General features: G+C 44.0%; 14 protein-coding genes. 6 read left to right on the top strand and 8 right to left on the bottom strand.

The features are described from left to right. Positions 1-1,230: 1,230 nt before the first annotated feature. The gene (locus KBW69_RS13650) at positions 1,231-2,475 is read right to left on the bottom strand and encodes an RING finger protein (RefSeq protein WP_257253329.1); all 1,245 of its coding nucleotides are present in this window, start codon (positions 2,473-2,475) and stop codon (positions 1,231-1,233) included. Between the two features lie 175 nt (positions 2,476-2,650). Here KBW69_RS13650 and KBW69_RS13655 point away from each other — a divergent pair, with 175 nt between their 5' ends. Continuing rightward, positions 2,651-3,226 (top strand): hypothetical protein, encoded by a 576-nt coding sequence (locus KBW69_RS13655; protein WP_257253327.1) that lies wholly within the window; start codon positions 2,651-2,653, stop codon positions 3,224-3,226. 83 nt (positions 3,227-3,309) lie between these two features. Here the strand turns inward: KBW69_RS13655 and KBW69_RS13660 are convergent, their stop codons facing one another. The 6 genes from KBW69_RS13660 to KBW69_RS13685 form a co-directional block, all read right to left on the bottom strand. Next, positions 3,310-3,792 carry a hypothetical protein gene (locus KBW69_RS13660; protein WP_257281210.1) on the bottom strand — a complete coding sequence of 161 codons (483 nt, stop codon included), beginning with the start codon at positions 3,790-3,792 and terminating at the stop codon, positions 3,310-3,312. A 470-nt stretch (positions 3,793-4,262) separates the two neighbouring features. Beyond that, the gene (locus KBW69_RS13665) at positions 4,263-5,111 is read right to left on the bottom strand and encodes a hypothetical protein (RefSeq protein WP_257253325.1); all 849 of its coding nucleotides are present in this window, start codon (positions 5,109-5,111) and stop codon (positions 4,263-4,265) included. Positions 5,112-5,309: 198 nt separating this feature from the next. Next, a complete protein-coding gene (gene greA / locus KBW69_RS13670) occupies positions 5,310-5,786 on the bottom strand; it encodes a transcription elongation factor GreA (protein WP_257253324.1) in 477 nt (158 codons plus the stop codon). Next, positions 5,783-9,004: a carbamoyl-phosphate synthase large subunit gene (carB, locus tag KBW69_RS13675; protein ID WP_257253323.1), complete on the bottom strand. Its 3,222-nt coding sequence runs from the start codon at positions 9,002-9,004 to the stop codon at positions 5,783-5,785. Before carB ends, greA begins: the two co-directional genes overlap by 4 nt. Positions 9,005-9,096: 92 nt before the next feature. Beyond that, a complete protein-coding gene (gene carA / locus KBW69_RS13680) occupies positions 9,097-10,251 on the bottom strand; it encodes a glutamine-hydrolyzing carbamoyl-phosphate synthase small subunit (protein ID WP_257253322.1) in 1,155 nt (384 codons plus the stop codon). 307 nt (positions 10,252-10,558) lie between these two features. After that, positions 10,559-11,563: a calcium:proton antiporter gene (locus KBW69_RS13685; protein WP_257253321.1), complete on the bottom strand. Its 1,005-nt coding sequence runs from the start codon at positions 11,561-11,563 to the stop codon at positions 10,559-10,561. A gap of 316 nt (positions 11,564-11,879) precedes the next feature. On the opposite strand from KBW69_RS13685, the gene KBW69_RS13690 reads away from it, so the two are divergent. From KBW69_RS13690 to KBW69_RS13710, 5 genes are all read left to right on the top strand, one after another. Further along, positions 11,880-12,239: a hypothetical protein gene (locus tag KBW69_RS13690; RefSeq protein ID WP_257281211.1), complete on the top strand. Its 360-nt coding sequence runs from the start codon at positions 11,880-11,882 to the stop codon at positions 12,237-12,239. After that, complete coding sequence (locus KBW69_RS13695; RefSeq protein ID WP_257274597.1) at positions 12,236-14,284, top strand: hypothetical protein; 2,049 nt, start codon at positions 12,236-12,238, stop codon at positions 14,282-14,284. The genes KBW69_RS13690 and KBW69_RS13695 overlap by 4 nt, the downstream gene beginning before the upstream one ends. A 404-nt stretch (positions 14,285-14,688) precedes the next feature. Next, positions 14,689-16,188, top strand: coding sequence for a hypothetical protein (locus KBW69_RS13700; protein ID WP_257281212.1), 1,500 nt, complete (start codon positions 14,689-14,691; stop codon positions 16,186-16,188). A gap of 148 nt (positions 16,189-16,336) precedes the next feature. Further along, positions 16,337-17,776, top strand: coding sequence for a hypothetical protein (locus KBW69_RS13705; RefSeq protein ID WP_257281213.1), 1,440 nt, complete (start codon positions 16,337-16,339; stop codon positions 17,774-17,776). A gap of 133 nt (positions 17,777-17,909) precedes the next feature. Continuing rightward, entirely contained in the window at positions 17,910-19,319 is a 1,410-nt protein-coding gene (locus tag KBW69_RS13710; RefSeq protein ID WP_257252984.1) for a hypothetical protein, read from the top strand. 66 nt (positions 19,320-19,385) lie between these two features. Here KBW69_RS13710 and dnaJ read toward each other — a convergent pair whose 3' ends face one another. Beyond that, on the bottom strand, positions 19,386-20,528 hold the full coding sequence (dnaJ, locus tag KBW69_RS13715) for a molecular chaperone DnaJ (protein WP_257281214.1): 1,143 nt from the start codon (positions 20,526-20,528) through the stop codon (positions 19,386-19,388). Between the last annotated feature and the right edge of the window lie 146 nt (positions 20,529-20,674).

The following is a 20,674-nucleotide window of genomic DNA, read 5'->3' on the forward strand; positions in this document are numbered from 1 at the left end:
CTTAGTCATGCTTACATTTTACAATGAAAGCTGTAAATACAACAAGTATTTTGCATAGGCAGTCTTTCAGACTGCGAGCTATCCATCCCCGAACTAGAAGTACGGGGCTTTCCGCTCAATTTGGTAATTTATCTAAAGTTACATTCACTCGGAGCTACCCATCTTATGAAAAAAAACTCAGTAGGAATGTTGGAAACCTCTTCAAATAAAGTTATTTGTACGCTCAGAGCCTGTTCATGGACTTGAACAGAATTGATCTGTTCAAGATGAATACCCCAATAATCTCCCAGGCTCTCTTGTAGATGATATATGTGAAAAGAGGCTGAAACTTGACTTTCAATAACCTTTACAATCAAGAATAAAGCATTTTGCATTGACCTAACTAAGAGAGCACCTTCAATTTCTAAGGACTGCCCCTTTAAAGAAAGAGTTACTAACAGTAATGAAAAAATTAATCGAATCAGTATTCTTTTTAGAAAAGGTACCTGAGCAATTAGTAGTTGCAGAAAACAAAAAAACATTTCAATCTAATCCAAAGAGCTGAGCAAACCCAAGATTCAAGATCGGGGATAATTTTTAACTTATAATGGTCACGTTTTTCATATAGGCAAATATCTTATTAAATCTATAAAGGTTTTTTTAATAACTTAAACTCGGGTGTACATAGCTAACACATATGAGTCGTAGCTCCGTCAAGCGCAATTAACTGCTTTCGAGCCAATGGATTTACGAGTTACAACGCAGTAGCTAAAGTCGAGACATATAGCGGTTAAACCTTGCTGGCACTATCATGTTGCCAGTGGTGTCCAGTTCGTATCAGGCTCAGGTCAGGAGTATACGATCTTGCCAATTCAAATAAAGAAAATCATTCTCTAAAAAAAGTTTCTGGTTTACAAATGAGTTCCCGCATAACTTTCCTTAGCCCCATTATTTACACCGTGCCGGGAACAACACTCTTCTCTCTATCCGTAAGTCAGCCGTCTGGAATATCAAGATAGAACTTCTGGTGAGGAAAGCTTCCTGTCATGTGAGCAGTGGCTCCTTCTTTAAGCCTTTTATAAACTATTTCAGGTATATTTTTAACCGTAATTGCTTTAATTATCTAACCTCTGAAAATGTTACAGAGATTTCATTGCGGCTGCAAAATGCAATCCATTTAAGTAATCTTGCACCTAACAAGCCTTTAATTCGCGTGCGGGGCAGTCGCTGAAGGCGAAGATGTGTGCTGCATTAATCTCTACAATATGGACACATTCCAGCGCCATATTGTGCCCATTCAATCAGGCATGAGGTACAGAAATAATGTATGTCACAGCTGGCAGGCGAAACTGCCCCTGGAATCATGGCTTCACGGCAAATAGCACATTCTCCAAGAAAATAACCTTCAAAAAAGAAATCAGTGATTGCGAAGAACATTATATGTTCACACTGCTTCAAAATTAATTCCATGAGATATCGAAACCACCCTTCAGCCTGAACAGCTAATTTTTCAGCCTGAACAGCTAATTTTTGTATAAGTTCATAGACTAAAGTTTTATTTGAAAATGAATAGCGGCTATTTTTTAGTTGTAAAGTATGAGTTTGAGTGTCACATATAACGTAAGAAAAGATATCAGATTCTCTTTGTTGTACTTTTACTACAACAAACATTTCATTAACTGAAAAGTCAACTCCTTTGACTCTTTTAAAATCACTTATTGATTTCGCAAAACCATAGTTCCCATCTAATAAAAAGACTAACTCATTGATCACTTCTTCTGACAGTATACTTAGTGGGATTGAGGAATAATGATTACAATGACTATTTTCATTACAGCAAAGTTCAACCCAATGATAACGATCGGAATCTAATGTCGGGAATGAAATATCAAAGAACACTTCCTCAAGTTTGCCCATCTTTGTTAACCCTATTAAAAGATGCATTTTATTATCTACTTCAGAAGAGGTAAATTTAATATTGCTAACACCAAGATTATGTAATGGTTTTGATATATTGTATAAAGCACTGTTTTCTAACAGGCCTGAAAGCCTTAAATCAAAAGAAGTCAACCCCACTGTCTTAGATATTTTTATTTCTTTCATATTGCTATTACTTAAGGTACTTGAGGCTGTTCTATCTTCTAAAATGTCATAAATAAAATTTACAGGTATTAATGCTAGCGCAACGATCAAAAGACAAGTGTCTATTTTATCACCAACTCTACGATGCAAATAAAATTCGTAGTAGTTTCTATACCCAAGTGCAAGTATTGATACCAAACGAAAAACGCCTCTTGAGCCTACGTAATAATCTATTGGCATATAGATGTAGTTGCATAGTGACTCCTTAACAACGTCATACCAAATCGATTGACCTCCTATAGTCACTTGACTCTCATCAGGCTCTTGATAATCTGAAAAGCAAAATCCTGATAAACAAAAGATTGTTAAGGATAGGACCATTAGCTTTTTACAGAACTCAAATCTTTTCTTCAATTACAAACCTGCTTTCAAACGGATTGAATCAAAAACGTAGACGCACGCAACAAAAAAATCCAGCAGACTGCCATCGTAAACTGTTGGGTTTGGCACTATGAACCTAAATGTAAGCTTCTGAAAAAGCGTCTATACTGACCTGTTCACCATCAACTACTGACATGGTAAATGACGAATGTATAAATCACTTCGAATTTTAGTGATCTTCTTTTTGTTCACAGGTTTATCCGTAACTTGCTATTCAAGCATTGATAAGTTAGCGAATAATAAATTTCGTATCATCAATAGTGAAGGGAAAGTCAAGGATGTCGAGATAGATGGAGTATCTGGATTTATTGACTATTTTGCCGAGGTCTATCATACCAGTCAGAACTGTTCTGGGTGCACCTCCTATTTGTACAGTATTGCGGGAGATAGTTACTATCTTTACTATGAACGTCACTTGCCGCATGCAGATTTGGTGTCAAAATTTCTCAGCTCATATTCACAGATCAGCAATCCACCATCTCTTGGTGTCGTTCTGTTTGAGCCTGGATTGGCATCCAGCGACTCTATTACCATGGCAGCCATTGGAAATGTAAAAATGGATCAGCCACAACAACCTCGCACAATGGTCAGTAGCAGAGTTATTGCTTTAGAGAGAATTTCTGATCAAGATTTACATTTTGAACTGCACTCTGACGGAAGCTCAACTTTAAGTCAGATATCAGGAGATTATACTATTGTAGATCAAGCCTCCTTCAAAGATTAATCGCAACCTTCAACTAGCACCACATAACCAATCACCGACGCCGTCAACGTCGGCAAGGTTTGAAATGGCATATTGCCTATGATTTATTCCATATCCATCTTACTACGTAGAAAGGTCATAAAATCATTAACTCTTTCTGCCATCTGACGTCTAATCCCTGGTTGCTCATGCTGAGGATATGTTGATATTCCAGACTCCAGAATAATGGCTGTTTTAGAGTTTAATACTCGTTGCAATGCTACTGTTTCTTCATATGAGTATACTGCTTGTAAAACAAGATCCCCTGAATCAATCAATGATTGAACTCTTGCCACTGTAATTTCGAGAACCTCAAGCAGGCTATCAACCCTGACTACCCACTCTGGCTTGTCAACTAATTGTTGAAGTATATTTTCACCTCCCGCAGCAGACCTGAACACAGCAGCAGATGAAGAAGCTTGCAGGTTTACCTGCTCTTCTTCTGTTAAATAAGGAAACATGACTTGCAACAAAGTTTGAGCAAATAACACTGCCACAACATTAAGGCTGTCATTAGCATAGGTCATTTGGTTACCAATGATACCCATGTTGCAAAGTAACAGAGAGAGAGAAAAGCAGATTTCTAACAGTTTTCATTAAGCAAACACTCTGATTTAAAAGCTAACAGTATAGACATAGCTTTGCCTTCTGGTTGTTAAATCAGTACAGATTTTTGCAATGAGACTTACAGAAAAAACTTTAATCTGGTGATGTTTTTCTTGGTAGTGACGGTGTTGAAAAGTTGTATTGGGCTCCTTAAGAAAAAGCTACTATTCCCGTTCACATTCTAAAAAAATTGCGAAGTCTATCGAAAATGAGTTAATCCGATAAGGGTCAGGAAATTTTGGATGGTATTAAAAAAATAAAAGCTTTTAAACCCGCTAAACAATAAGTTTCTACGAGAGTCATTGAGAGAAAATAATAGAGGTATTGAGTCAAATCCCGGAAATTCTTAAAGCTAAAAGGTTTGGTGGTGTGAGTGACTTGTCATCTCACACCTCCACGTTCGACAGCTATATCAGAGCAAGCAGGCCAACAGGGTGATACCGACAACGGCAAGCACAATACCTAAAAAAATCTTCAGTTTGCGACCTTTTTTAGCCGACTTTTTCGCTGAATCCAGAGACTCCACGGCTTCTTCAACATTATCTCTGCTTTGAGTGATATGATCTTCAATCCGGCTCACGTCCTGACCTTGTTCATGAACGATACCTTGCAGGTTATGCATTATTTCATGGACATCAGCAACATCCCGCTCAATTTTCATTATTTGGTCATTTCGCTGACGCAACTGGCTCAACTCATCGAAACGAACGTCTAGCAGCACCTTCTGAAGGTAGTCAGCAGCCTCATGGACGTGGTTTTCATCTTCAGATGAAGTTTCCAGCAAATTGACCGCAACATTCAGCTTTTCAAGCACTTTGCCAGCCTCAGGATGATTCTGAAGCTTTGTTTTGGCATCGTCCAGGAGACCTGTGGTTTTCTGTTTCATCGTCACCAGATCCTGCTTAGTATGCGCCCGAGAGCAATCAATTTTGAGACTCTCAAGTCTGGCTGCCAGATTGTTGTCATTCTGGCTCTCCGGCTGGCCTGGTTTTGAAACCGGTCTGGTAATACCTCGTTCTGAAGGTGGTCTGGCAATCGCTCGTTCTGAAACCTGTTTGGCACTGCCCGAGCTCCTTGAACTTTGGTCGGAGTAGTGGGTGTGAGAGAAGTCGCCAGCAGTCTTCATATAACCACAGACGTTATTGAATGCCCTGACCGTACTGCGCCTGAAGCTGGAGGCAAGGTTTCCAAGCTTTTCCAACTTATCAGTAATAGCATTCTTATCAAAGGGTACTGAGCCTGTTTGCAGAAAATTTATCATACTACTCCCTCCATCAATCCTTGTTGTGTTCTTTGTTGTGTTTTTTGTTGTTTGACAAGAATGCTATCAATGGCTGACAAGATCACTAACAGCACTGTCAGTTAGGCTGACATAAAACACTTGGCTGATCAGGAAGGGCAGAGAGAGGAAAAGAAACTTCTCTGCACAGGTCTCCAACCCGTGCAGAGAACGAGACCATCAGACGTGCTTAACCTCATCGATCTCATATTCAACATTGCCGGAAGGTGTATTCACTACCACCACTTCACCTTCTTCTTTACCAACCAGGGCACGGGCAATCGGTGAGTTCACAGAGATCTTGTTGTATTTGATGTCTGCTTCATCATCACCCACGATCTTGTACTCGACTTCATCGTCCGTATCCAGATTAACCATTAAAACCGTGGTACCAAAGATAACCTTACCGGTTTTTTTGATCGTAGTGATATCGATGACCTGAGCGTTGGATAACTTGGCCTCAATATCGTTGATACGACCTTCAGTAAAGCTCTGCTGTTCACGGGCTGCGTGATATTCAGCGTTCTCTTTCAAGTCTCCCAGTTCCCGGGCTTCAGCAATCGCCTGAGAAATGCGCGGTCTTTCCACGGTTTTCAGTTGAGTCAACTCTTCACGGAGGGCTTTTTCACCCTCCACGGTCATTGGATATCGATTCATCCAGTCCTACCTTCGTGCAAATCCTGAAGTCTTCTGACTGTTTTTTCCGAGCCAAAGGCAATGGCCCGGGCAATGGCTTCCGCACCTGCCATGGTGGTGGTGTAGAGAACCTTATTGGTCAGCGAAGATCGGCGGATTTTATAGGAGTCTGCAATGGCCTGACGACCTTCGGTGGTATTGACAACAAAGGCTATATCACCATTGACGATACTGTCCACCATATTTGGTCGACCTTCCATCACCTTTTTAACCCGGGTCACGGGCAGGCCGGCATCTTCGATCACCTGGGCAGTTCCACTGGTAGCCATCAGCTCAAAGCCGGTATCCATCAGCAGGCGCGCAATACCAGGCACCATTGGTTTGTCCTGATCACGGACACTGATGATGACACGGCCACCTTCTGGCAGTGCCATGTTTTCAGCCAGCTGGGCCTTATAATAGGCTTCCGGGAAAGATGCACCAACACCCATCACCTCACCGGTAGATTTCATTTCCGGGCCAAGAATCGGATCCACACCCGGGAACTTGTTGAATGGGAAGATCGCTTCTTTTACGCAGTAGTAGGGAGGTACAATCTCTCTGGTAAAATCCAGCTCTTTCAGAGTTTTACCCATCATGACACGAGCGGCAATCTTGGCCAGAGAGTGACCAATGCACTTGGACACAAAGGGCACTGTACGGGACGCACGCGGATTAACCTCGATCACATAGAGTTCACCGTCTTGCAGCGCCATCTGAACATTCATCAGACCAACAACACCCAGCTCCATAGCCATGGCTTTCACCTGCTCACGAATCTTGTCCTGGATGCGGGGACTGAGACTGTAGGGAGGCAGAGAACAACCGGAATCACCGGAGTGAATACCTGCCTGCTCAATGTGCTGCATGATGGCACCAATAACCACACGCTCGCCGTCGCATACTGCATCGACATCCACTTCTACGGCACGATTCAGGAACAGGTCCAGCAACACCGGACTATCATTGGAAACTTGAACCGCTTCTTTCATGTACTTTTGCAGTTCATCTTCGCCCGCCACGATTTCCATGGCACGACCACCCAGAACGTAGGAAGGGCGCACAACCAATGGATAGCCAATTTCCTTGGCTTTAGCAACAGCTTCTTCAGCACTGCGCACCGTGGCATTCGCAGGCTGTAACAGGTCCAGCTTTTGGATCATGCCCTGAAAACGCTCTCGGTCTTCGGCACGGTCAATCGCATCCGGACTGGTACCGATAATCGGCACACCTTCAGCTTCCAGAGCACGAGCCAGTTTCAGAGGTGTCTGACCACCGTAGTGAACAATCACACCTTTGGGTTTTTCGACATCAATAATGGCGAGGACGTCTTCCAGAGTGACCGGCTCAAAGTACAGTCGGTCAGAAGTGTCGTAGTCGGTAGAAACCGTTTCGGGGTTGCAGTTAACCATGATGGTTTCGTAACCGTCTTCGCGGGCAGCCATAGCCGCATGAACACAACAATAATCAAATTCGATACCCTGACCGATACGGTTAGGACCACCACCGATAACCATGATCTTTTCGTTATCAGTTGGCACAGCTTCACACTCTTCTTCATAGGTGGAGTACATGTAAGCTGTCGTAGAGGCAAACTCGGCCGCACAGGTATCTACACGCTTGAAGACCGGCTTGATCTTCAGCTGACGACGATGGTTACGCACTTCTGTTTCAGAGATCGCCATCACCTCTGCCAGACGCGCATCACTGAAACCCTTACGCTTGAGGCTGAACAAAGTGGTGGCATCCAGCGCAGACAAGTCTTTGCCGACCAGATTCTGCTCTTCTTTAACAATGTCTTCGATCTGGACGAGGAACCAATGATCGATCATGCAGCTGTTAAAAACTTCCTCACGAGTCATACCGGCCCGAAAAGCGTCTGCCACGTAGTATGGACGATCCGCCTTTGGAACAACCAGCTCTGCCTTGATCTTGTCGATAGCACCTTCAGCAGAAACATCCAGCATGGGATTGAAGCCAGTGGCTCCGGTTTCCAGACCACGAAGGGCTTTCTGCATAGACTCCTGAAAAGTACGACCAATAGCCATGACCTCACCCACAGATTTCATTTGGGTGGTGAGACGATCGTCGGCCTGAGGAAATTTTTCAAAGGCAAAACGAGGAATCTTGGTGACGACGTAATCGATGGTTGGCTCGAAAGAAGCCGGTACCACACCTCCGGTAATTTCGTTGCGCAGTTCATCCAGGGTGTAGCCCACGGCCAACTTGGCTGCCACTTTGGCAATCGGAAAGCCAGTCGCTTTGGAAGCCAGGGCAGAGGAACGGGATACCCGGGGGTTCATCTCAATCACGACCATACGACCAGTGTCCGGGCAAATACCGAACTGAACATTGGAACCGCCGGTTTCAACGCCAATCTCACGCAGAACAGCCACAGAGGCATTACGCATGATCTGATATTCTTTATCAGTCAGCGTCTGGGAAGGTGCGACCGTGATCGAGTCACCGGTGTGAACTCCCATCGGGTCAAAGTTCTCGATAGAGCAGACAATGATGCAGTTGTCGTTGCGGTCGCGCACCACTTCCATCTCGTACTCTTTCCAGCCAATCAGGGATTCATCGATCAGCAGCTCATTGGTGGGAGAAAGATCCAGACCCCGCTTACAGATCTCTTCAAACTCATCCTTGTTGTAGGCAATACCTCCACCGGAACCACCCATGGTGAAAGAAGGACGGATGATACAGGGAAAGCCTACCTGATCCAGCACAGCCTGAGCTTCTTCCATGGTATGCGCAATACCGGATCGGGGTGTTTCCAGACCAATGTTCTTCATTGCTGTGTCGAACATTTCACGGTCTTCAGCCTTATCGATAGCATCCCGGCTGGCACCGATCATCTGGACGTTATATTTTTCCAGAACTCCCTTATGGAACAAATCCAAAGCACAGTTCAGAGCGGTCTGACCACCCATAGTAGGCAGTACTGCATCCGGACGTTCTTTCTCAATGATCTTGGCGACTGTTTCCCAACGAATAGGCTCAATGTAGGTCGCGTCTGCCATGCTGGGGTCGGTCATGATGGTGGCCGGGTTAGAGTTCACCAGTATGACACGATAGCCCTCTTCTTTAAGGGCTTTACAGGCTTGGGCTCCGGAATAATCAAATTCACAGGCCTGACCAATGATGATAGGACCCGCACCCAGGATCAGGATGCTTTCAATATCTGTACGTTTCGGCATCGTTGCTCTCGTAACTTGTCTCAGGCTTGCGGAGCTCTTTGCTCACGAAAGCCTGTTGTCTGTACTGTAAGTCTCTTTTTCAAGCGACCTGATCAGGATTGGGAAGCGGCTGTATGCTCTTCCAGCAGGCTGATAAACCGGTCAAACAGCACCGCCACATCGTGTGGCCCCGGGCTGGCTTCAGGATGCCCCTGGAAACTGAAAGCGGGCCGGTCGGTCAGCTCAATCCCCTGAAGACTGCCATCAAACAAGGATTTGTGAGTGACCCGGATATGCTCAGGCAGTTTCTCTTCAGACACGGCAAAACCGTGATTTTGACTGGTAATCATCACCACACCGGAATCCAGATCCTGCACCGGATGGTTGGCTCCGTGGTGACCAAACTTCATCTTCATGGTGCTTGCACCACTGGCCAGACCCAGCAGCTGATGACCCAAACAGATACCAAAGACCGGGATACGGGTTTCCAGAATATCCTGAATGGCCCTGATGGCATAATCACATGGCTCCGGATCGCCAGGACCGTTGGACAGGAAAACACCGTCCGGATTCATGGCCAGAACCTCTTCGGCAGAAGTCACTGCGGGCACTACCGTCAAACGGCAGCCACGCTGGGCCAGCATTCTGAGAATGTTGCGCTTCACACCAAAGTCATAAGCCACGACATGGAAAGGCTGCTCGTCAACAGACTGGTGATCATCAGACTCCAGAGCCCAGACGCCTTCTTTCCACTCGTAAGGTTCGGAAACCGTGACCTCCTTAGCCAGGTCCATACCTTTTAGGCCAGGGAATGCACGAGCCTTTTCCAGAGCTGCCGCTTCATCAATATGACCGTTCTCATCGGCCACCAGGATACAACCGTTCTGGGCACCCTTTTCTCGCAGGATGCGGGTCAGGCGACGGGTATCAATATCAGCGATGGCTACGATGTGATTAGTACGAAGATACTCATCAAGAGGCATTGTGTTTCGCCAGTTGCTTGCGAGAAGAGGAAGATCACGAATAACAAGGCCGGCTGCGTGAATTTCAGTAGACTCTTCGTCTACGGGAGTAATACCTGTATTACCAATATGTGGATAGGTGAGAGTGACGATTTGACGGGAATAAGAAGGATCGGTGAGTATTTCCTGATAGCCTGTCATGGCTGTATTGAAAACGACCTCACCACTGGTTTCTCCGTCGGATCCAATGGCAATGCCCCGAAAAAGACTTCCGTCTTCCAGAGCCAGTACGGCTGACTTAGTCAATGATTCCTCCCACATTCACCTCATGAAAATCATCTCATTCATGGGCAAAATGATTTTCTATACGCTCAAGGCTGTTCCACCTGCTCCCTTAAAGAGCACGCTCAAAAAAAGCGAGAGGTAAATTGAATCACCGTCTCGCTTTCTTATCCGACTTTTATCAGGGATTTCAGGGGCACGCTAACTGCCTCAATAAATCTAATGCAAATTTTTCGCATTTGAACACAATATTCGTAAAAAGACAAGATTTTCTTCTACCAGGAAACACTTGAATTCAGTGCACTCGTAAACAGGCATTTATGCATTTCGATCAGTCAAAAATCAGAATCATGTAGCAGAAAAACAATGTTAGATGAGTCACCCCCTGGAAAAGGTTACTTTTACCTGATGCGAAGTTCACCATGGAAACCAGCAACGTCAGAACCAACAATAATGCGTCGACATTATTCAAACCCAGAACAATGGTTTTGGATGTCAGAATTCCAATCAGCAACACAGCGGGAATAGTCATACCAATGGTGGCCAAGGCCGATCCCAGACAGATATTGATAGAGCGCTGAAGATTATTGGCTATTGCCGCCCTGATAGCCGCCATGCCTTCCGGAGACAGAACCAGAATCGCCACAATCATACCACCCAGATCCGAAGGCGCCCCCAGTTCATAAATCCCATAATCCACAATCACTGCCAGCTTTTTGGACAGCAATACAATGGGAACCATGTAGCAGAGCAAAAGCAGGGTATGCGACGAGACAGACAACTTCTTTTCACTCTTGCGATTATAACCCTCATTATCGCCCACAAAATAGTGCCGGTGCCTCATAGCCTGCATGCCCAGGAAAGCCAGATAGAGGACGACATTCATGACAACGAGAAAGACGATTTGCTCAAGGGAGAAAGTACCTATGGACGTTGACTCAGTAAAATTAGGCAGAATCAAACCCAACACAGAGAGAGGAATAAGAATCCCGAGAAAAGAGTTAGCGCCCTGTAAATTAAACGTCTGCTCAACATGCCTGACCCCTCCCAGAAGCAGCGACAATCCGACCAGCCCATTGAGTACAATCATCAGGACAGAAAACATCACATCCCGACCGAGTGTCGGATTATGACTCCCCGTCAGCATTACGGCTGAAATCACAATAACTTCGATACTGATCACTGACAGGGTCAGTATCAGAGTGCCGTACGGCTCTCCCAGCTGTTCGGCCAAACCATCGGCATGGCGAACCACACCAAAGGAAGACCAAAGCATGACAACAAACAAAAGCAGAAACAGTCCGGCACTGACCCAGTTAGAAGAACCTGTCGTCAAAAAGTGGTTGCACAACGAATAGAACAGTATTGATGCTGCAATACCTGAACAAAGCCCAGGTTCGGATTTCAACACCAAAGGTAGTTTTATCACTGCTCAAGCTACCCGTAAAAAATATGTTTTGAAGGCTATTGATATGAGGAAAGTAGTCACTTAGCCGCATGTGAACAAATAATAGATGAGCTGAGAAAATCTCCCTAATCTTTCCCGGCTTCTTTGCCTGAAAGTCTTCTAAATTCTCCTGATGGAACTAATCACTCTCCCGAGACTCTAATATCCAGTGGACTATTAAATCCGGCAGTAAAGGAGTACACCAATGAACATTATAAACCATGCCATCAAGCTGATGGCTGCATTACCCGTAACTACGAGTTTGTGCGTCAACGCTGATAGTACAAAACAAGAAAAAGAATGCTCCCTGAACGCTACGCCGACCGATTATGATATTGGGCGCCTCATTAAGACAGGAACCACGACAGAAGCAGTCTTTCTTTTTGCTCAAAAAGCCTCAATGATCAGTCCGTATGAGATTCACCGTTTTACCCAGCTTAACATTACTCCGGAATTCGTTGCATCGTTTCATCCTGGAGCGGCTGGTGAACCAGCTTTCATAAATGAAATTCTACAGGCAGTGTTAAGCCCCCAAACGGCGAATGGGTTCGGAGGTACATTATGATTAATAGTCACTTTCCAGCTCAGTCCGGACTTACCAATGAACTGTTAACACAAGAAAAAACCATTAAAGCAGAAAAAGGCGAACAAAATATTACTGATACCTTTGCCAGTCAGGCAAACCATAATATAAACAGAACCTTTAAGAATGATATTTGTGCAACTTCTGTCATAAACCAAGTACACACACCGGAAAGTACCCTGGAAAAACCTTTTCCTGCCCCCCCAACTAAACTAGAGCATTATTATGTTTCAACTCATGAAGGAATTACATGGCATAACAAAAAAAGAAAAGCTTATGAAAGTTCGTCCACAGAGGCACTTCCAGAAAAGTTAAAAAGCAGTAAAGAGTCTTCTATTATCGAAAGTAGTGCTCTCCTGCAAGCTGGTTGTTTGATACCAAAGGACAAGCAATGGATATCTTTTCTTCAGGATTTTTTCAGGCAGATACCGATTCATGCATCATCTATGAATAGAATTACCTCTTTACAAAGTAAAGCTGGAAAAATTAAAGAAATCGTTTTTCTGGTAGAAGCTATCCACGGTCGGGGTTATGGAAATTTAAACCTGTATATAGAATTCTTAAGGAATTTTGTCAGACTTTCTCCTGGCACTTTACATCTGGTTCGCTTTTCTGGCTATGAACCTACTCTTAGCAACAAATTACCAAATCTTCTTTCTGGTTTACCTGCACGTGACATTGATGAATTTATCATTTATGGGGAACACAAATTATCGTCACCAGAAATAAGACCGGATAAGCTATTTGGTATTCCATACATCGTAGAAGAGACAATACCAACCCATCTTTTATCAAAAAACACACTACAAATTTACACCGTTTGGGACTCGTATAAAACATCAACAAAAGCTCCATTATTTCAAATAACTAACTATAGGTGGTTCCCTGAATCTACAAGGGAAATGCCCCTGAAAAACCTAGAAAATCATCTGCCCATTTATCCATATGAGATCAATAAAGATACGTCAACACCAGAGTTAATGAAAAGGGATATAGCTAACAGCTTAGAAAATCCAGTCACACAAGGTTATGATACTGAAAAACTAGCTCAATTTTTTACCGAATTATTGCAATCGGCCAAAGAAAATAAAATATATCTAGCCCTTTCCTATCATGCTTCGGGGATGTTAAAACATGAGTATTACAATTACACAAATGCCGCTAAAGCGTGTTTTGGCGATAAGCCTATCATTATTATTGCACCACACAGCGAGAAGATCGACCTGTCTGAAAAAGAAAAAAAAGAACTCAGTGATACTGGTAATATAGAGTTTTCAACTAATTACTGCCTGGACTTTACTGCTGAGAAATCACTTAAAGATAAGGTCACCGTATTTGAATTTACTTTTTTACCGAAGCGACTGTTTGAGTTGATTTGTTATTTTTCCAACATCCCCATTTATGCACCGGGAGCCAGCACCGCTAATATTGCACAATGCTTAAATAAACCCTACCTTGGACTGAGCAGATGTGGTCATGAAATACCAACAACAGGCAACCCAAAACTCTTAGGCCGCTGGAAAGTAGCTAATAGTGCATTTCATTTTAATCCATTCCTTATGCAAGAGGTTAAATCAGCTCTGTTAACAATGAGCAAAGAGCAAATAGAGTTATGTGACAGAAAAATCAAACATGATCTTTGGTATACCCCTGAGAATGCCCATTTAGAACTCAATAAAATATGTAGAGTAATCACAGACGAAATCCTGAGATATACTGGGCTAATCTCAACGTTAATTCCGCACTTTTTTAATGGAACGGATACCTCAAAAATCCATGAATATACTCATCTCTCAGCTGATGATCGGCAAAGTTACTTTACCCGGTTATTAGACGAAGGTAGATTACCCGAGTTTTGCCAGTACGTCTGTGATAAATCAAATGAAATAGTGCTTGATTATATGTCTCAAACAACTAAGCCAGGAGATAGTTTTTATGAACTGGCCAGAGCATTACAACAAAAGGCATTGCATCCTGACAACAACATGATGTTGGAAGTATTAGAAAGAAATCTTCCGGATAACTGAAATCCGGCTCAGCCAAAAATACCTTGTTCAGGGGGCTTTGAATAAATCCCCTCCTTCGCACAACTTCCAGCATCTGTACCTGGCCAATGGCTTCGATAAAAACATCCAGCTTTCTGCGGTTCCGGTCAGCTGCACAGAACGAACCCATTCAGAGACAAAACTATATTTCCCTCCCAGGGGAACTAATATCTCTCCCGAAACTCTAATACCAATAGTGCTTTCTAACTTTCGTGATGAGCATGGATATTTGAGCTTTAAAACAAGGCGGCATAAGGAGTCATAGCCTTAGCTATGGTGACGATCGCCAACGCAGGATTAAGGCTCGACTCTTCAGCGCAATAGGGAGTTAGAAAGTTCGATTGGTATGAAAGGACTATTGAACCCGGCACTAAAGGAGTACGCCAATGTGCATTCCAAATTCCATCAAGCTGATATCTGCATTACTCATAACGATGAGTTTTTGTGTCAACGCTGATATTACAGAACAAGAAGAACATTGCCTGAACGACGCACTGGCCGGTTATGATATTGAGCGCCTCACAGAGGTGGGAACCACAGCAGAAGAAGTCTTTCTTTTTTCTCAAAAAGCCCCAATGGTCAGCCCGTATGACATTCACAGATTTACCCAGCGTAACATGACTCCGGAAGTCGTTGCATCGTTTCATCCCAGTGTGGCTGGTGAACCTGCTTTTATAGATAAAATTCTACAGGCAGGGTTAAGTCCCCAAAAGGCGAATAGCTACCTCGAAGCCGGCGTTGATCAGGCCAACATTTTGACCAGTTACTTCAAAAATGGAATTCCTCCTGATCTTGCAAGCGCCTTATACAAAAATGGCTACTATTTCTACGCTGACTCTGACTATTCGAAGGTTTGGCTTCAAGAAACAATGGAAAAGGGGCTAACCATAGAAGATCTGCCCAGATACAAGGGACTCGCCTCAACAACCAATGAATTAAAAGAACTCTACGTTTCAAAAGTGCCTACTGATTTTCTTCATAAAGTCCTGAGTATGGATGTAACCCTGAACCTGCAAGATGCAAAATCTCTTTACTTTCGTGGCATTGACCTGGACACCTACCCATCTCTAATCTCTGACGAACGGACCTGCACTGTATATCCCACAACCCGTCTTGAGTTTGAACACCTTGGTAATCTTGCGGGCTACCAGAGCAAAAAAGAGCCTGTTCCTCTACCAAAAGCTTTATTTTTCCGGCTTAACACAGTATTTTCTGGCAGAGATATTTCGCAAGAATTTATGCGACATTTTTCAACCGACGATCAGGAAGAGATTTTCAAGTACGTTGAAGACATAGCCAAACGTGTAAAAAACCCAACGATTTATAATTTGCTCTACCTGACAGCGGAGATTGTTTCAGAAAAGCTTCACTACGAATCAGTGGATGAAGGAGAACTGGAGCTGACTTTCCCGATAGATTGTTCAGTAGCTGAATATTGGCGAAGGGGCATTGGCGACTGTGATAAATACTCGGCATTGGGGACGGTTGTTTTTGCTCAACTGAAACAAATGTTTCCTGACGTACTGGCAAACGTTTACCTCATCAACGAAATGTTTTCGACATTAAAAAAACATTCCTGGAATACCGTCGTCATTGCAGAAGAAGATCGCCTGATATTCAGCTACATTGACATAACACAGTACGACCCCGGTAATGCCTATTTTCAACACCTTATTATTCGGTTTCTTCTACAACTGCATGATGCCATTCAGAATCTGAATGAGGCATCTGGCTGCCTCCCAAACCCATTCAGAAACAAAAACGAAGCCCTGGGAACGATGTACTCAAAATACTTCAATTTGCGATACTTTCTTACCGAATACGAGAAATATTTCTGTCCACACGATCAAAGCAATCCGGACATAACAACTGCTCCAGACACATGAATAATAGATGAGCTGAAAAAATCTCCCCAATCTTTTCCGGCTTCTTTACCTGTAACGCTCATATATTTCCCTCCCGGAGGAACCAAACACTTTCCCGGGACTCTAAAGTCATATTGACAATTGAACCCGAGTGTAAAGGATTACATCAATGAACATTAGAAATCATGCCATCAAGCCGATTGCTGTATTACTCATAACGATGAGTTTCTGTGTCAACGCTGATGTTACAGAACAAGAAGAACGTTGCATGAACGACACGCTGGCCGGTTATGATATTGAACGCCTCACAGAGGTGGGAACCACAGCAGAAGAAGTCTTTCTTTTTTCTCAGAAAGCCCCAATGGTCAGTCCGTATGAAATTCACCGTTTTACCCAGCGTAACATTACTCCGGAAGTAGTCGCATCGTTTCATCCTAAAGTGGCTAATGACCCAGCTTTTATAGATGAAATTCTAGAGGCACGGTTAAGCCCCCAAACAGCGAATAGCTACCTCGAAGTCGGCATTAATGGGGCCTTCTTTATCATCAAGTACGCCAAAAATAGAATACCCCCTGATCTTGCAGGTTCCTTATACAAAAACCTCTTCTTCGTATTCAGTGACTCTGATCAGGTCTATCTTCAAGATGCATTTAAACAGAGGCTAAAGACAGAAGACCTGTCCAGATACAAAGGACTCACCTACTCGTTCATTGAATTAAAAACTCTCTACATTTCTAAAGTGCCTGTTGACTTTATTCATGAAGCCAAGATGAAAGACATAGATCTATTCGATGCGATTTCTCTCTACTTTCGAGGCATTGACCTGGACACCTACTCGTCTTTAATCTCTGACCAACAGACCTGCACTGTATACCCCACCACTCAGCTTCATTTTGAGCACCTTGGTAACCTTGCGGGCTACCAGAGTAAAAAAGAGCCTATTGCCTTACCTAAGGCTTTGTTTTCCAAGCTTAATTCCATATTTATCCAATACGACATGTACCACTTTTCACTGGACGATCACGCGGAAATTTTCAAGTACGTTGAAAAGGCTGCCAAGGATGTAAAAAAACCAACGATCTATAATTTGCTCCACCTGACAGCAAAGATTGTTTCAGAAAAGCTTCACTACGAACTTGTGGATGACGGAGAGCTGGCACTTACCTTCCCTGAAGGTTGTTCAATTGCTGAATATTGGCGAAGGGGTATGGGTGACTGTGATAAATATATGGCATTGGGGGTGGTTGTTTTTGCTCAACTTAAACAACTGTTTCCTGACGTATTGGCAAATGTTTATCTAACCAAGGAATTGTTTTCGAAATACCCGGGGCATACATGGAATACCGTCGTCATCGCTGAAGAAGACCGCCTGATTTTCACCCACATTGACATAACAGACTCCGACCCCGACAATGCCTATTTTCTACACCTTATTCTTCGGTTTCTTCTACAACTGCATGATGCCATTCAGAATCTGAATGAGGCATCTGGCTGCCTCCCAAACCCATTCAGAAACAAAAACGAAGCCCTGGGAGCGATGTACTCAAAATACTTCAATTTGCGATACTTTCTTACCGAATACGAGAAATATTTCTGTGCGCCGTATTGAAGAAGACTGGACAAAAAAGCCGCGCTAAAGCCACTTTTTTGTCCAGTCTGGCTTTCATCTCAGGGAACTAATCACTCTTCCGAAACTCTAACATTCAGTGAGTCATGAAACCTGATTGAAAAGGAGTGCGCTCGTGAACATTTTAAACCATACCATCAAGCTGTTAACTGCATTAATCATAACGACGAGTTTCTGCGTCAAAGCTGATATCACAGAACAAGAAAAAGAGCCCTACTTGAGCGCCGGGCTGGTCGACTATGATATTAAGTACCTCATAGAAGTGGGAACCACACCAGAAGAAGTCCTACTTTTTGCTCAAGAAGCCCCAATGGTCAGCCCATATGATATTCACCGTTTTACCCAACGCAACATCACTTCGGATATAGTTGCATCGTTTCATCCCAGGGTAGCGGGTGACGAGATTTTTATAGAAAAGATTCTCAAGGCGGGATTAACACCCCAAACGGCCAATCGCTACGTCGAGGCCGATATTGATTCAGCCACCCGTATTATCGCTTACGCTAAATATGGAATACCTTCTGATCTCGCGGGCAGCTTAAATAAAAACGGCATCTCTGTCTTGACTGACTTTGCGCATACTAACCTTCAGGAAGCGTTCGAACACGGGCTAACGACAGAAGATTTGCCCAGATACAAGGGACTCACCGGATCAGCCTATGATTTAAAAAAACTCTATTTTTCAAAAGTGCCTGCTGATTTTCTTCATGAAGCCGTGAGTAAAAACATAAGACTGGAAGATGCGACTTCTCTCTACTTCCGCGGCATTGACCTGGACACCTACCCATCTCTAATCTCTGACCAACAGACTTGTGCTGCCTACCCCACAACCCACCTTGAGTTTGAGTACTTGGGTAATCTTGTAGACTACCACAGTAAAAAAGAGCCTATTCCACTTCCAAAAGCTCTATTTTTCCGGCTTAACACACTATTTACATACGATACCATGGACTATTTTTCAACGAACGATCAGGAGGAGATTTTCAAGTACGTTGAAGACATAGTCAAACAGACAACAAAAAAACCAACGATTTATAGTTTGCTCTACCTGACAGCACTGATTGTCACACAAAAGCTTCACTACGCAAAAGTAGATGAAGGCGAGCTGAAGCTGACTTTCTCAAAAGAACGTCCGATAGTTGAATTTTGGCGGAGAGGGATTGGCGACTGTGATAAATACACGGTATTGGGGATGGTTGTTTTTAATCAACTGAAACAACTGTTTCCTGACGTACTGGCAAATGTTTACCTGACCGATAAGTTGTTTTCAACATGTAAAAACCATGCTTGGAACACCGTCGTCATTGCCGAAGAAGATCGCCTGATTTTCACATACATTGACATAACAAGGTTCGATAGTGATATCGATAGTCCAAAGGTTGGTTTTTGGGAGTTTCTAATAGTGAAGCAAATGCTAAAGAACCCGTTCAGAAACAAAAACGAAGGACTGGGAGCCATGATCACAGAGCTCTTTGACCATCAATACTTTCTTGGCGAATACGAGAAATATTTCTGTACGCCATAGATGAAAAAGGCTACACAAAAAAAGTGGCGCTAATGCCACTTTTTTATTTTCAATCTGGCAAACTGATCAGGACGACATATCGTCAAAGAACTTCTTAACCCCTTCAAAGAAGGACGTTTTCTTGGGAGACTGGCGATGTTCACCTTCTGCGACAAAGGTTTCCTTCAACTCTTGCATCAGCTCTTTCTGGCGTTCGGTCAGATGCACGGGTGTTTCTACCACCACACGACACATCAGGTCACCGCGACTGCCGCCACGAACTGGCGTGACACCTTTATCGCGCAGACGGAACAACTTGCCAGTCTGGGTTTCTTTTGGAATCTTGAGTTTTACCCGGCCGTCGAGGGTCGGAACTTCCAGCTCGCCACCCAGGGCGGCATCAACAAAGGTAATGGGCACTTCACAGTATAGGTGTTTGCCATCACGCTGGAAGATCGGATGGTCTACCACGCTGACCTGAACATAGAGATCTCCGGCTGGACCACCATTGACGCCTGCTTCACCTTCACCCGCCAGACGAATACGATCACCGGTATCGACACCGGCAGGAATCTTAACAGACAGCGTCTTATATTCCTGAACCCGACCTTCACCATGACACTCACGACAAGGGTCTTTAATCATCTTGCCAGTACCGTGACAGTCAGGACAGGTCTGCTGAACAGAGAAAAAGCCCTGTTGCATACGCACCTGACCCACACCACCACAAGTGCTACAAGTCACAGGAGAAGTCCCTTTTTTGGCACCTGTACCATCACAGGACTTACAACCGACCAGAGAAGGAATCTTGATTTTCTTGGTAGTACCCTTAACCGCCTCTTCCAGACTCAGTTCCAGTTGATAGCGCAGATCAGCACCGCGCTGAACGGAGCTTCGGGAATGACCACCACCGCCAAAGATATCACCAAAAACATCACCGAAGACGTCACCAAAGCCGCCAGCGCCACCAAAGCCACCAGTACCACCCATACCGCCCATGTTAGGATCGACACCGGCATGACCGTACTGGTCGTAGGCGGCACGCTTCTGATCGTCAGAGAGGATTTCAAAAGCCTCGTTGACTTCCTTGAAATTCTCTTCCGCTTCTTTGTCATCGGGGTTACGGTCAGGGTGGAACTTCATAGCCATACGGCGATAGGCCTTCTTGATCTCCTTGTCAGAGGCCCCCTTTTCTACGCCCAGTACTTCGTAAAAATCACGTTTTGCCATTAGTAACACCCTGTGGTCAGGTTCCGTCAGATCACCTGACCGAAATAATCCAAATCGCTTTCATACATCGGGAACGATCCCGATTTATTGAATCAGAGACTGTTTGGAAAATCGGCGAAACCTTTCAGACAGTCTCTTAAACACAA

The sequence above is a fragment of the Endozoicomonas sp. ISHI1 genome (assembly GCF_024606225.1).
Taxonomy (GTDB): Bacteria; Pseudomonadota; Gammaproteobacteria; order Pseudomonadales; family Endozoicomonadaceae; genus Endozoicomonas_A.